General features: G+C 51.8%; 16 protein-coding genes. 7 read left to right on the top strand and 9 right to left on the bottom strand.

The window, feature by feature from the left end:
• Positions 1-32: 32 nt before the first annotated feature.
• Both BLT01_RS13610 and proB read right to left on the bottom strand, forming a co-directional pair.
• Positions 33-1,295 (bottom strand): glutamate-5-semialdehyde dehydrogenase, encoded by a 1,263-nt coding sequence (locus tag BLT01_RS13610; RefSeq protein WP_092098668.1) that lies wholly within the window; start codon positions 1,293-1,295, stop codon positions 33-35.
• Entirely contained in the window at positions 1,292-2,416 is a 1,125-nt protein-coding gene (gene proB, locus BLT01_RS13605) for a glutamate 5-kinase (protein WP_092098666.1), read from the bottom strand. Before proB ends, BLT01_RS13610 begins: the two co-directional genes overlap by 4 nt.
• A 334-nt stretch (positions 2,417-2,750) precedes the next feature.
• Between proB and BLT01_RS13600 the strand changes: the two genes are divergently transcribed.
• From BLT01_RS13600 to BLT01_RS13585, 4 genes are all read left to right on the top strand, one after another.
• The gene (locus BLT01_RS13600; RefSeq protein ID WP_092098664.1) at positions 2,751-3,170 is read left to right on the top strand and encodes a MarR family winged helix-turn-helix transcriptional regulator; all 420 of its coding nucleotides are present in this window, start codon (positions 2,751-2,753) and stop codon (positions 3,168-3,170) included.
• Between the two features lie 56 nt (positions 3,171-3,226).
• The gene (locus BLT01_RS13595) at positions 3,227-4,420 is read left to right on the top strand and encodes an MFS transporter (protein WP_092098662.1); all 1,194 of its coding nucleotides are present in this window, start codon (positions 3,227-3,229) and stop codon (positions 4,418-4,420) included.
• 251 nt (positions 4,421-4,671) lie between these two features.
• Positions 4,672-5,091 carry a carbonic anhydrase gene (locus BLT01_RS13590; RefSeq protein WP_092098660.1) on the top strand — a complete coding sequence of 140 codons (420 nt, stop codon included), beginning with the start codon at positions 4,672-4,674 and terminating at the stop codon, positions 5,089-5,091.
• A gap of 28 nt (positions 5,092-5,119) precedes the next feature.
• The gene (locus tag BLT01_RS13585; protein ID WP_176765170.1) at positions 5,120-5,479 is read left to right on the top strand and encodes a nuclear transport factor 2 family protein; all 360 of its coding nucleotides are present in this window, start codon (positions 5,120-5,122) and stop codon (positions 5,477-5,479) included.
• Positions 5,480-5,804: 325 nt separating this feature from the next.
• Here BLT01_RS13585 and BLT01_RS13580 read toward each other — a convergent pair whose 3' ends face one another.
• The 5 genes from BLT01_RS13580 to selD all read right to left on the bottom strand — a co-directional run bounded on the left by BLT01_RS13580 (position 5,805) and on the right by selD (position 10,335).
• Positions 5,805-6,221 (bottom strand): universal stress protein, encoded by a 417-nt coding sequence (locus tag BLT01_RS13580; RefSeq protein ID WP_092098655.1) that lies wholly within the window; start codon positions 6,219-6,221, stop codon positions 5,805-5,807.
• Between the two features lie 159 nt (positions 6,222-6,380).
• Complete coding sequence (locus BLT01_RS13575) at positions 6,381-7,139, bottom strand: ABC transporter permease (protein ID WP_092098652.1); 759 nt, start codon at positions 7,137-7,139, stop codon at positions 6,381-6,383.
• Positions 7,136-7,864 (bottom strand): ABC transporter ATP-binding protein, encoded by a 729-nt coding sequence (locus BLT01_RS13570; RefSeq protein ID WP_092098650.1) that lies wholly within the window; start codon positions 7,862-7,864, stop codon positions 7,136-7,138. The genes BLT01_RS13575 and BLT01_RS13570 overlap by 4 nt, the downstream gene beginning before the upstream one ends.
• 307 nt (positions 7,865-8,171) lie before the next feature.
• Positions 8,172-9,269 carry a tRNA 2-selenouridine(34) synthase MnmH gene (mnmH, locus tag BLT01_RS13560; protein WP_092098645.1) on the bottom strand — a complete coding sequence of 366 codons (1,098 nt, stop codon included), beginning with the start codon at positions 9,267-9,269 and terminating at the stop codon, positions 8,172-8,174.
• Positions 9,270-9,294: 25 nt separating this feature from the next.
• The gene (gene selD / locus BLT01_RS13555; protein WP_092098721.1) at positions 9,295-10,335 is read right to left on the bottom strand and encodes a selenide, water dikinase SelD; all 1,041 of its coding nucleotides are present in this window, start codon (positions 10,333-10,335) and stop codon (positions 9,295-9,297) included.
• A 155-nt stretch (positions 10,336-10,490) separates the two neighbouring features.
• Here selD and BLT01_RS13550 point away from each other — a divergent pair, with 155 nt between their 5' ends.
• From BLT01_RS13550 to BLT01_RS13540, 3 genes are all read left to right on the top strand, one after another.
• Positions 10,491-11,213: a YebC/PmpR family DNA-binding transcriptional regulator gene (locus tag BLT01_RS13550; RefSeq protein ID WP_092098643.1), complete on the top strand. Its 723-nt coding sequence runs from the start codon at positions 10,491-10,493 to the stop codon at positions 11,211-11,213.
• Positions 11,214-11,275: 62 nt separating this feature from the next.
• Complete coding sequence (locus BLT01_RS13545) at positions 11,276-12,052, top strand: exodeoxyribonuclease III (RefSeq protein ID WP_092098641.1); 777 nt, start codon at positions 11,276-11,278, stop codon at positions 12,050-12,052.
• 87 nt (positions 12,053-12,139) lie between these two features.
• Complete coding sequence (locus BLT01_RS13540; protein ID WP_176765169.1) at positions 12,140-12,619, top strand: SRPBCC domain-containing protein; 480 nt, start codon at positions 12,140-12,142, stop codon at positions 12,617-12,619.
• A 75-nt stretch (positions 12,620-12,694) separates the two neighbouring features.
• On the opposite strand, the gene BLT01_RS15260 is transcribed toward BLT01_RS13540, so the two are convergent.
• Both BLT01_RS15260 and BLT01_RS13535 read right to left on the bottom strand, forming a co-directional pair.
• The gene (locus BLT01_RS15260; protein WP_176765167.1) at positions 12,695-12,964 is read right to left on the bottom strand and encodes a hypothetical protein; all 270 of its coding nucleotides are present in this window, start codon (positions 12,962-12,964) and stop codon (positions 12,695-12,697) included.
• The coding region (locus BLT01_RS13535; protein WP_143020603.1) for a transposase at positions 12,871-13,070 on the bottom strand (200 nt) is incomplete at its 5' end. The genes BLT01_RS13535 and BLT01_RS15260, both read right to left, overlap by 94 nt.

The raw sequence follows: 13,070 nt of genomic DNA, 5'->3' as shown, positions 1-13,070 counted from the left end.
CCAAGAGCAATTTCACATCAGGTGGCAAAAGGTTATTTGCATTGTCCAGTGCCTGAAATCAAAGTTTTTACAGAAGTCAGAGCCGGGAGGCCCATGGGGCCGCGTGCATGGAGCTTTTGGGTGCTGATTCCGAGTTCGGCACCGAAGCCGAACTCAAAACCGTCAGTGAAGCGCGTGGAGGCATTGTGATAGACGGCAGCGGCGTCCACGCCGAGCTGGAACTTGCTTGCTTCAGGTATACTTGCCGTCACAATGGCTTCGGAGTGCCGTGTGCCATACGCATTGATATGGGAAATGGCTTCTTCGGTGGAAGAAACAACTTTGACCGCGACTTCAAGGTCGAGGTATTCCAATCCCCAATCCTGGTCAGTAGCGACAAGCACACCATCGGCAAGCTTGACGGCGTTGTCGTCACCGTGGACGACAACGCCCTCCCATTGCAAGGCTGCGATGAGTTCCGCCGTATAGGGCCAATTTTGGTGGATCAGGATTTTCTCCGCAGCATTGCAGACGGAAGGGCGCTGCGTCTTGGCATTTACCGAAATGCGGATCGCCATTTCTTTTTCAGCAGACTCATCGATGTAGACATGGCAGTTCCCGGCACCTGTCTCGATCACGGGTACGGTCGCATTGTCTACCACGGTCCTGATCAGTTTTGCGCTTCCCCGCGGGATAAGAACATCCAAGACATCATCCATTCTGAACAACCGGGCTGCTGTTTCCCTGCTTGTGTCTTCAATAAGCTGCACTGCATCTTCCGGGAAACCCGCCGATCCGAGTGATTCCCTGATGACATTTACAAGAGCGGTGTTTGAATGGATGGCAGAAGAACTGCCTCTCAAGATCACCGCGTTCCCTGTTTTCAGGCAGAGCGCTGCTGCATCAACCGTGACATTCGGCCGTGCCTCATAAATGATTCCGACAACTCCGAGAGGGACCCGCACAGTGGACAGCTTTAATCCGTTCGGCCGCTCCCACTCTTCCAGCACTTGGCCAACCGGATCAGCGAGGTCTGTCAGGTCGATCAGTGCGTCGGCCATTGCTTGGATGCGTGCATCGTCCAGCATCAGTCGGTCGAGGAGAGAGGCGGAAAGCCCTGCTGCACGTCCGGCTTCCAGGTCCGCACGGTTCGCATCAAGGATTGCCGGCACCTGGTTCAGGAGTCCTTGTGAAATGGCTTTTAGCGCTTCATTCTTTAGGGATGTCGGCAAGCCGCCCACGACAGCCGCAGCTTCCTTTGCCTTTTTGCCTTTGATTTTCAGCTCATCGGCTTGTGTAGTCTGTAAGTTCGTCATCGAACCGCCTCCTTGGTTTTTAAATGGATCCATCGGTTGCAGTGGATGACTTCAGGCGTGGTACCGCCGGAAATCTCCATGGCTTCGTCTCCTGATTTGCCGATGATTTTGCTGACGGTTTCGGCGGGGTAGTTCACCATGCCCCTGCCGATTAGTTTACCGTCCTGATCCAGGACATTGACCACTTCGCCCTGTTTGAAGTTGCCGGTCACAGAAGTGATTCCGACGGGCAGGAGGCTGGTGCCTTTGCCGGCGAGGGCGCGTGCTGCACCACTGTCCACGGTAATGCTCCCGGCTGGCACAGAACAAAGCGCCATCCAGCGCTTGGAGTCTTTGCCGGACATGAGAGATGAGATGCCGATATAAGTGCCGTCGCCGTGTCCTTCCAAGATATCCAGGAGTTTTTCGGATCCATCTCCCGTCCCGATGAAAACATGGACGCCAAGACTGCCTGCGGTCCTGGCGGCAAGCACCTTCGATCTCATACCGCCGGTACCGACCGAAGACCCCGCGCCAGATGCCTGACGGATAAGAGCATCATGGATTTCCGGGATGAAGGTGTATTTTTTGGCATCCGGATCGGTGTTGGGGTTGCCGTCATAAAGTCCGTTGACATCAGTGAGGATGGCGAGGAAATCAGCGTGGACAAGACCTGCGACAAGTGCGGAGAGCATATCATTGTCCCCGAACGTAATTCCTTCGACCGAGACCGAATCGTTTTCGTTCACAATCGGCAGGGCCCCTCTGTGAAGAAGTTCTTCCAGCATCCTCCCGGTATTATGGAAGCGTTCCTTTCGCATCAGGTCCTGCCTGGTGAGCAGCAGCTGTGCCGTAACAATGCCGTGGCTCCGGAAGGCATCGGTATAAGCCTGCATCAGCAGCCCCTGGCCGACTGCTGCCGCTGCCTGTTTGCCGGCGGTCGTCCCCGGCCGGACGGTATACCCCAAATCCCGAAAGCCCGCAGCGACTGCACCGGAAGACACAAGGACCACTTCATGGCCGGTCTTCCTGAGCAAAGCGATGGCTGCCGCATGTTCTTGGACTGTCGGTTTCGACAATCCGCCGCATGTATCTGTCAGTGAACTGCTGCCGATTTTGACGACTACCCGCCTTTTTTTCATCAGAAAACGCCCCCAATGCGATGTTAAGAATGATTATGCAACATTTTAGATATTTAATCAATAATGAATTGGCGCAAAATATTTTGTCTTAGGTATGACGAAGATTCTCCATTATGAAAATCGCATGTTTACAAGAAGTCGGAAATGATTGTGATGACCATTCCGCTGACTGTAATCTTCCCCGGTCACAAAAGGAAGATGGCCAGGCACAAGGCAGGCGCCAAGACGAAATGTGGGCAACGGACGGAAAGTGATCAAAAGCATTCTTTACGAAAAAAAGAGGTTGTGATAAGATTAGTTAGCGAAACTAACTATAGTTATATGGAGGTATCCTATGGAGCTGAAAGCGCATCAAGTGTTTTTCAGGAGATTCACGGATCTTTACCGGCCGTTTATACAAAAAACCGCTGATATTCTGGCAGAAGAGGGCCTGACCTTGCCACAGTGGTCAACTATACGCCTGATTGCCGAACAGGAAGAAATGACACCGGCCGAGCTTGCATCAAAACAATACGTTGAAAAGCCCACCGTCTCCAGAACAGTTCAGCAACTGTTGGAATTAGGACTGATTGAAACCAGGCAGGGGCGGGATCGAAGGGAAAAGAAGATCCTGCTGACCGATGAAGGAAATCAAATCTATGAAAAAGCATCAAGGGCCATCGAAAAGCTGGAACGGGAAGTGAGTGATGGCATATCCGAACAAGAGATGGATGCCATGTCAGGACGCTTCGCGGAGATGAGGCGGCGCCTCTGAATGGCGCTTTTTTAGTTGGAGTTTTTTGATTGGTAAGGTTAGAAAGAGGGTTGTTTATGCAAAAGCATCAGCTATGGACAAGAGATTTTATTTTCTCATCACTGATTAACTTTTTCCTCATTATCGTGATGTATCTGTTGATGGTCACGATTGGGCCATTTGCCGCGGACAGGTTCGGTGCGGATGCCGGCACGGCCGGACTTGTTTCCGGATCTTATATTATCGGTGCGCTTATGGCGAGGTTTGTTGCAGGACCGCTCGTCGAAAAAATCGGGAATAAGAAAGTCCTTCTTGCCGGGACTCTGCTTTATGTCATTGCGGGGGCCACTTACTTCCTGGCATTTAATTTGCCTTTGCTCCTTTTCATTCGCTTTATCCATGGCATGGGAATGGGAGTCGGATCGACCGCAACGGGTTCTATCGTAGCCCGGGTTCTCCCGCCTGACCGAAGGGGGGAAGGGATCGGTTATTATAGCCTGAGTGGTGTTCTCGGCGCTGCATTGGGTCCGTTTCTCGGAATCTTGCTCGCGGAGCATCTGCCGTTTACGGTGCTCTTCCTGTTCTGTACGGTCCTCGCCCTTCTATCATTCCTCCTGGCTCTGTTGATCAAAGTGGACGGGGACTTGGAAAACATCGGACAAGGGGAAAAGGAACCATTCAGCATCTGGTCGGTTGTGGAGAAAAATGCACTTCCGATCGGGCTGGTCACTCTGTTTATCGCCATCGGGTATGGCGGAGTGCTGAGTTTTATCATGTTCTATGCGGAAGAAATGGAACTGGTAACGGCTTCAAGTTTCTTTTTCCTCGTATACGCCATTACAGTATTGCTGTCACGTCCATTTACAGGGAAACTATTGGACTTGAAGGGCGGGAATATCGTGATTGTGCCTGCACTTCTTTTTTTCGCCGGCGGGCTGTTTTTGCTGAGTGAATCGGTTACAGGTTCCATGCTGCTCGGGGCGGGAGTACTGATCGGCCTGGGTTTCGGAAACTTCCAGTCCAGCGCGCAGGCCATTTCGGTCAAAGTTGCTGAGCCTCACAGGATGGGTCTCGCCACGTCCACTTTCTTTATCTTTCTCGATTTTGGTGTCGGATTCGGACCTTACCTCCTTGGAAGCCTCGTACCGATTGTCGGTTATTCAGGGATTTATAAACTTCTTGCCGCCATTGTCCTGTTCGCGCTTGTCTTGTATTTGATTGTTCACGGAATGAAAGAACATCGGGAGAAAAAGACTGAAGCATGCCAATAAAGGCATCTTTCTTTGTTTACTGGAGACGGAATCGGGTGAATCATGTATAATCGCTTAAAGCCGAACGAAGCCCTGTCGAGAAGGGGTCAATCGGCCGTGTGTCCCCGCCTTCTGAGCCATGACTAATGAACGATTTTCGACAAAATTCGCAACTTATGGCATCAAAGGAGAGGGAAAATTGATATTCTATAAATAGTTTTAATGATTACTCGGATCGTGCCATCCGGCCGTTCCGGAAACGGAGGAACGTCATGGTGAAAAATGAATTCGTAACAGCGATTAACTGTATGGACGGCCGTGTTCAGGAACCGGTCCTGAACTGGATGAAACAACGCTACAATGCGCTTTATGTGGATATGATCACAGAAGCCGGACCGAATAAATTGCTTCGGAGCGACAATAAAGTGCTGATTGAGAACATCTATGATCGTGTCCGTGTCTCGACCGACCGCCACGGATCCCAGTATATCGCCATTGCAGGTCACCATGACTGTGCAGGATATCCGGTAAGCGCTGAGAAAAAGAAAGGCAAAATCCTCGATTCCGTGGAACTGATTGAATCGTGGGACCTGGGCTTCAAGGAAATCGCAGGACTTTACATTAATGATAAATGGGAAGTTGAGATTGTCTGCATCAAGACTGCTGATCCTGCCGTTGAGGCAGAGGCCTGACCGGTCTGGAGGCAGGCAGAAAGCTGGTATGGAAGAACTGACAGCACACATCCTGAAGTTGGAGCAGAGCCTCCTGGACAACTCAATCAGAAATGATCCGGACCGGTTTGGCCCGTTGCTCGATGATTCCTTTTTTGAATACGGAAAGTCGGGAAGGCGATTCACGAAGGCGGATTGCCTGGCAGACGGAACGCTTGGCGGAGTCAATATCCGCATCCGCCAATTTAGCCTGCACCGGATCGATGAACGCGCGGTTCTGGCCGTTTATCAGACAGAGGACGCGGAAACCGGAAAAATGGCAAACAGAAGTTCAATCTGGAAGTCCGACGGGATAACGTGGAAGATGATGTTCCATCAGGGAACACCGGTTCCGGCCAATTACGGTTAAGAAATGGCGGAATCGTGAAAAATCATACTCCGCAGTCACTCCATGCACAAATTTAGCAGAGAGTATCTGTCACAAAATCCGGGTATGGGGTACAATGTAGAATGAGGGGTTACGCCCGGACAAAGTTATTGAATTGGTGTTAAGGAGGAACTGCCTTGAACTACATGGGAGATACTTTACTTCCGATCCTGATCATCGTAGCGATTGTTGCATTTATCGGCATCATCGGTCTCGGGATCATGAAAAACTGGCGATGATCAGATACGGCATGAAAACGGGAGCTGCAGAATCATTTCTGCGGCTCCCGTTTTATTTGTGACATAAATTATTTGATGATCATCACCGGGCAATCAGAACGTTTCATGACCTTATGGCTGACGCTTCCGAGGACCATTTCCTGGAGAGGATTCAACCCCCGGCTTCCGATGATGACCAGATCGAATGAGTGGGCATTGGCATGATCAACGATCGCCGGTCCCGGTTCACCGTGAAGGATATTCACTTCATATGGGACTTGTCTGGTTATCAGCAACTCTTCAGCAGGGAGGAGACGCTGTCTTCTTTGCATTTCCAGGTCGGAATGCCCCCTTACATACAAAACAGCCTCTTTCGATTTTGAAAAATCGGCCACATAGGCGATCTCTACAGCGCCATTCATCGCCTTTGCAAGTGTGGCGGCATGTTCGGCGGCCCGGATCGAATGGTCTGAGCCATCCACGGCCAGAAGTATTCGCTTGTACATACACAATCTCCTCCTCTGTCTCTGGCAGAACTGCTATAGTGTCTTCCCTAAGATTCTGAACTTCACACCCCTTGATTATATAGGGTAGGGTTTCTCATTGCAGAAAGAAAATCCTCCCCTTAACCGCCTGAGGACTCTTGGCAGGTCGCAGGCAAGAGATCAATCGTTTGACTGCCTGATCAACTGCATCCGTTCATTGAACAGGGACGGATAAGAGAGAAAACCGAGAAGAATGCTTGAAACCACAGCGGTTGTCAGGAGCAGGAACAGAATCAGAAGCTGAAATTGAACTGCCTGTACAGGATCGGCACCGGCGATAATCTGGCCGCTCATCATACCGGGTAACTGGACAAGACCCATCGTTTTCTGGCTTTCGATCGTCGGGATCGTACTCGCCTTGATGGCATCCGTCAGTTGCGTATGAACGGCCTGCTTTGGTGTACCGCCCAGGGAAAGGATCAATTCCGTACGGTTCCGGTGCGTTTCCATCTCAGAAGTGAAACGGTTCAGGAATAGGATGGAGAGGACCATTGAATTCCCCACGACCATGCCGCTGATCGGAATGATGTACTGTGCGGTCGCCGGCACGATTCCGAAGCCGAGCAGGATTCCCTGGGTAAGTACTTCCACCGCAATGATTGTTGCGGTGATCTTCCACGAAATACCCGGAATGGCTTTGCCCTTTTTTGAAGCATTATGGACCGCCGCGAAAATCATGAGAGCGATCATCATCAGGATATAGATGTAACTGTCTGAGTCAAAGACAAACTTCAGAATGTAGCCGACCGCAAACAGTTGGACGATCGACCGGACCGTTGCGATGAGTGTGTCTTTCTCGAGTCCGAGATTCAACGTACGGGAAAGGAGGAGGGGAATCAAAACAAAAATGAGAGTCAGCGACAGGGCGATCGGGCTCATTGAAGTTCCCCCTTTACAAATCGCCTTACCCGCTCATCCGCAGGTTTTTCCAGGATTCGGCTTTCTCCGGTCTCGACCAATTCCCCGGCAACCAGCACCCAAGTAAAATCGCCGATGGAAATGGCCTGTTCAAGATTATGCGTGATCCATATGATGGTCGTGCCGTATTTTTCGTTGATGCGTGTGATGAGTGACTCGATTTCGCGCTTTGATCCGCGGTCGAGGGCAGAGGTGATCTCATCCATCAGCAAAATATCGGAGTGGTTGACCAGTGTCCGGGCGATCGAAACTTTTTGCCGCTGCCCGCCTGACAGCTCGGTTGCTTTTTTGTGGAGATAATCAGCCGGCAGGCCAACGTCCTCAAGCCAGGAAACGGCATCTGTTTCGGAAAGCTCTTTTTTCCGGAGCCGGAGCGGCAGGGCCAGGTTGTCATAGACGGACCCGTTGACCATCGGGGCATCCTGGAGCGCCATTCCGACTTTTCTCCGGAGCGCTGTTGGTTCAAGGGAACCGATTGGCCGGCCTTCTACAAGAATTTCTCCTGCGTCCGGGGAAAGGAGCCCATTGCATAATTTGAGGACGGTCGTTTTGCCCGCACCGGAGGGGCCGACCAATGTTGTAATCTGTCCTGCGGGAAAGGAACCGGTGATGGGTCCGATGATTGGATTCCCATCAATCGAATATCGGACATCCTTAAAGTGGATGGCGGGTTCGTAGGTTGTCACAAGGCATCGCTCCTGAAGACTAATTTAGAATAATTATAATGTAGCATAAAACAACGTCGGATTAAACTGATAGCTACTGAGGGGGGCTTTCCGGTTTGATTTCGTCATTCCGGCCGGAAGTTTCGTCATTCATGCCTCCGGTTTCATCATTCATTGCGAATGACGAAACCGGGCAGTTGAATGTTGAAATCAGAGGGGGGAATGACGAAACCGAACGGTTGAATGGCGAAACCGGAAATCAGCCAGTTTCCGGGACTCCCCGTGAAGCGGATAAGAAAAAGCAGGCGGGGAAGTGGTTCCCCGTCTGCTATTGATCAATTTCTGAATTCGAGTCCTGTTCTGCGGCGGCTTCTCCCGCTGCAAGTTTTCTCCCGATACGCTGGATTTGCTGCCGGACTTTGCGGTAGGCATCCTCCATATTGTCCGCATCGATAAAAATCTGGCGCTCGTCGTTTTCATCCAGGCCTGCGGAATGTTCGTATCGCGGGTCATAATAATACTCCAGAAGAAGAAGGAACGCTTCCCGGAAATGGTTTTCCTCGAGATGGTCCCGAATCTCCTTGGCAATGGGCGTATGAATCCTGCGCTCGATTTTGGAGAAGGCTTCCAGAAATTTTTCGGGATAAGCTTCCGTGTCATAGTCGTTCAGGATGTTCTGTACACGCTCTTCAATCGGCAAACGGAGGAACAGGTGCAATCCATCATTCTTTTTGCGGTCGAAAAACTCGGGAAGAACCGCTTTCCCGATTCTCCTGCTTTCCCCCTCGATGATGACATATGGCGCGTCTTCGTATTTCTTCATGGCACCGACAAGGAGGGCGTCAAATTTTTTTTGGTTGCTCGGCTCCATGCCAATCCCGCCGAAAATCGAGCCCCTGTGTCCGGCCATTCCTTCCAGATCCATGATGGGGAAGCCGTCTTTTTCCAGACGGTGGAGGATCGCTGTTTTGCCGCCTCCGGTATACCCATTCAGTACGATGAGAGGAGGACGGAATTCCGCTTTCTGGAGTTCGGCAACCACCCACTGGCGATAGGTTCGGATACCGCCGATCAGCCTGCTGGAACGAAGGCCCATCAGGTCAGTCATCGTCGCGGCCGTTTTACTCCGCATGCCGCCCCGCCAGCAAAATACGGTGAACGGGCGGTCCAGGCTGCGGAATTCATCAACGAATCCGGGGAGCTTTGCGGAGAAGATCTCCAATCCGCGTTTCATCGCGGCCTGCTGGCCCTCCTGTTTATAGATGGTTCCGACGTCCGCCCGCTCTTCATTGTCGAAAATCGGTATGTTGATTGCGCCTGGCATCGTGCCCTCGGCGTACTCCTTGGGGGAACGCACATCCACGAGGGCGTGATTGCCGTTTTGCCGCAGTTTAAATAATTCGTCGAGTGTGAGTTCTCGCTTCATGGTTCATCTCTTTCCTTTTGGTGGCTTACAGGACCCGGATGGTTCCTGCGTGTTCTTCGGTCACTTCGCCGATGATATGGGCATCCACTCCGTTTTTCCGGAGGGCGTCCAGCAATCCTTCTGCCTGGCTGCCGTCCACGGAGGCGAGCAGGCCGCCTGAGGTGACCGCATCGCACAGGATCCACTGTTCGGTCGTATCCATCGTGTCCGGGTAAGTGATGCTGTCCGCCACATGAGCATGATTGTTCTTGGTGCCGCCCGGAACAGCGCCCTGTGCGGCGAGTTCCCGTGTGCGGGGGAGGACCGGGACATGCTGTGATCGGATGACAAGTCCGGTCCCGCTTCCCTGCGCCATTTCTGTCGCATGTCCGAGAAGACCGAAACCGGTCACATCGGTGGTGGCATGGACGTCGTAAACATTCATCGTTTCTGCCGCGGTTTTGTTGAGCGTGGTCATTACGTTCGTCACTTCCCGGATGTCTTCTTCCGATAGAAGTTCCCGCTTGAGCGCGGTCGTATAGATGCCGACACCGATCGGCTTTGTTAGAATCAGCTTGTCCCCGGGCTTTGCTCCGGCATTTGTCCGAACTTTGGACGGGTGGATCGTACCTGTGACGGCCAGCCCGTATTTCGGTTCCTGGTCATCGATCGAATGGCCTCCGACAAGCGTGACGCCGGCTTCCTTCATTTTTTCCGCCGCTCCTCGCAGGATATCGGCAAGGATTTTTTTGTCGAGGTTGCCGATCGGGAACGCGACGATGTTCAGGGCCGTGACAGGTGTGCCGCCCATAGCATAAATGTCACTGATGGCATTGGTCGCGGCAATCTGTCCGAAGTCGTAGGGATCATCGACAATCGGAGTGAAAAAATCGGTTGTCTGGACAAGGGCGAGGTCATCTGTCAGCTTATAGACACCCGCGTCATCACTTGTGTCGAGACCTACAAGCAAATTTGGATCCGGTACGGCTGCGGGAAGTTCACGCAGCACGCCCGCGAGGTCTGCAGGCCCGATTTTGCATCCGCATCCGCCTTTTTTGGTCAGTGTAGTTAATTTGATTGAAGACATTTCATCCCGGCCTTTCTTTGCCAAGTCTTTTCATCCAATCATATCACAACGGCACTTTCCAGTAGGCGAGAGATGCTCCGGTATTCATATTGTTAGGAGAAAATGGTATACTATATTATTGCAGAGAAGCTTAAATCCGAAAGAGAGTGGATTTCATGGGCCGTAAATGGAACAACATCAAAGAGAAGAAAGCTGCAAAAGACCAAAGCACCAGCCGTGTGAACGCAAAGTTCGGGCGGGAGATCTATGTCGCTGCGCGGCGCGGCGAGCCGGATCCCGAATCCAACCAGGCTTTAAAAATCGTGCTTGAGCGTGCGAAGACCTATAGTGTCCCCAAGCATATCATCGACCGGGCCATCGAGAAGGCGAAAGGCGGATCGGATGAAAACTTCGACGAATTCCGTTATGAAGGCTTCGGTCCGGGGGGTTCGATGGTGATCGTTGATGCGCTCTCGAACAACGTCAACCGGACGGTGTCGGAAGTACGGGCGGCATTCGGAAAAAATGGAGGAAACATGGGTGTCGCTGGGTCCGTTTCCTATATGTTTGACTCCACCGCTGTTTTTGCCATCGAGGGCAAGGGAGAAGAAGACATCCTCGAGATGCTGATGGATGAAGACATCGAAGTCCGGGATGTGTTTGAGGAAGAAGGCAGTGTGATCGTTTACGCCGAACCTGAAGATTTCCACGCAGTTCAGGAGGCCTTCAAGAAAAACGGCATCAGCGAATTCCAAGTGGCCGAACTCAGCATGCTTCCGCAAACGGAAGTTTCTCTGAGTGAAGAGGACCAGGCCCAGTTTGAGAAAATGATCGACGCACTAGACGATCTGGAAGACGTCCAGCAGGTCTACCACAACGTCGACCTCGGCGATGAATGATGGAAGAACCGGCATACCCGCCCTCTGAGGAAGGCGGGTTTTTGCATGGAAGGAGCACCTAGATGAAATTTGTTTCATGGAATGTCAACGGCCTGAGAGCCTGCGTGAAAAAAGGATTCCTTGATTATTTCAATGAAGTGGACGCGGACATCTTCTGTGTGCAGGAAACGAAGCTGCAGGAGGGCCAGATCGATCTCGAGATGGATGGCTATCATCAGTATTGGAACTACGCGGTGAAAAAGGGCTACTCCGGAACTGCAGTGTTCACGAAACATAAGCCATTGTCCGTCCGATATGGTCTCGGTGATGAAGATCAGCAGGAAGAAGGCAGGATCCTGACACTAGAGTTTCCCGCGTTCTATATGATCACCGTCTATACCCCCAACTCGCAACGGGACTTGGCGCGTCTGCCGTTCCGTCTCGAGTGGGAAGACCGTTTTCTGGCACATATAAATCGGCTGGACAAGGAAAAGCCGGTCATTTTGTGCGGTGACCTGAACGTCGCCCACCGGGAGATTGATCTGAAGAATGCAAAAACGAATGTCGGCAATTCCGGCTTCACTTTCGAAGAACGCAGAAAGATGACAGACTTGCTTGATGCAGGTTTCATCGATACGTTCCGGTATTTCTATCCCGGCCGGACTGACGTTTACTCCTGGTGGTCTTATATGAACAAAGTCCGCGAACGGAACATTGGATGGCGGATCGATTATTTTCTCGTCTCGGAACGGCTGGCACCGTTTCTGACAAATGCGGATATCCATTGCGACATCATGGGAAGCGACCACTGTCCGATTGTACTTGAAGCCGAACTAGAGCCGGGCCGTGTGATCGAATAAGCGCATTTCCATACCGAGAAGGAATTCCGACCTGTCCTGCCGAATGGATGGCAGGGCGGATTGATTTTTTCTGAGGGGGGAGAAAAAGTGGCTGAAGTTGCTGAATTGAACAGGAGCGGAGAAGGGCTGACAGCTTACAGGGAAGTCCGATATCCTTATGGGAAAGCAGAAGTGTGGGCTTTTCTGACCGATAATGATCGGCTGTCCGGCTGGTTTGATGAACTTCGGATGGGTGAAGCGGCCGAGGGTGGGCATTATCTGTTTGATATGGGGGAGCATGGGAGAGAGAAGCTGGAAATCTTCAGGTTTGAGCCTGGAGAAACGATAGAATTTGATTGGTTCGGCGATGTGGTGCGGTTCGATCTGGTCGTGGACAATGGCAGCACTGTACTCGCATTCAAGGAAACGGTCAGGAAACTGACGGAACAGACAGTCAAGGATTTGGCCGGGTGGCATGTCTGCCTGGATGTGATCGGCACCTTATTGGCCGGGAGGCAGCCGGAAAATCGACACGCGGACTGGGAAAAGTGGCATGAGGCGTATAGCCTGGCTATAGGAGAGTTATAGGAGGGAGCCAGGCGGGTCGGTGTCATGGCCGGGAAGCCTATCCGGCAGAGTCTGTTAATCAGAGACCGGATCCTTTCACCAAAAACTCAACCAAAGGAATGACGGGACCATAGGTCCCGTCACCGACTGTAAACAAAAAGGACCCAAAAGAAATCTTTTTGGGTCCTTTTTGTCATTTTCGTGGATATTTCGCATGTTTTTTCCCATCCCCCCCTTGGAATGACCGGCCGTCAGGCCGGTTCCGGTGAGTCCTAGGTCCAGCAGGCCAATCTCTTCAGATTTAAGGCAACAAAAGTAAGCATCGCCTGCATGGACATTTTTTCCTTCCCGCGAAGGGTTGTCCATCGCATGCCACACTTCTCCTTGGCATCTCCGAAACCGCGCTCTACGGTCTCTTTCCGCCTTGCATAGATTTCTTTGTTCTCCGGGGTGAGCCGAATGGCCTCTGCAT

The organism is Bhargavaea beijingensis, assembly GCF_900101985.1.
GTDB lineage: Bacteria > Bacillota > Bacilli > Bacillales_A > Planococcaceae > Bhargavaea > Bhargavaea beijingensis.
Note: the sequence above shows the minus strand (reverse complement) of the source record. Positions and strands in the feature narration are given on the sequence as shown.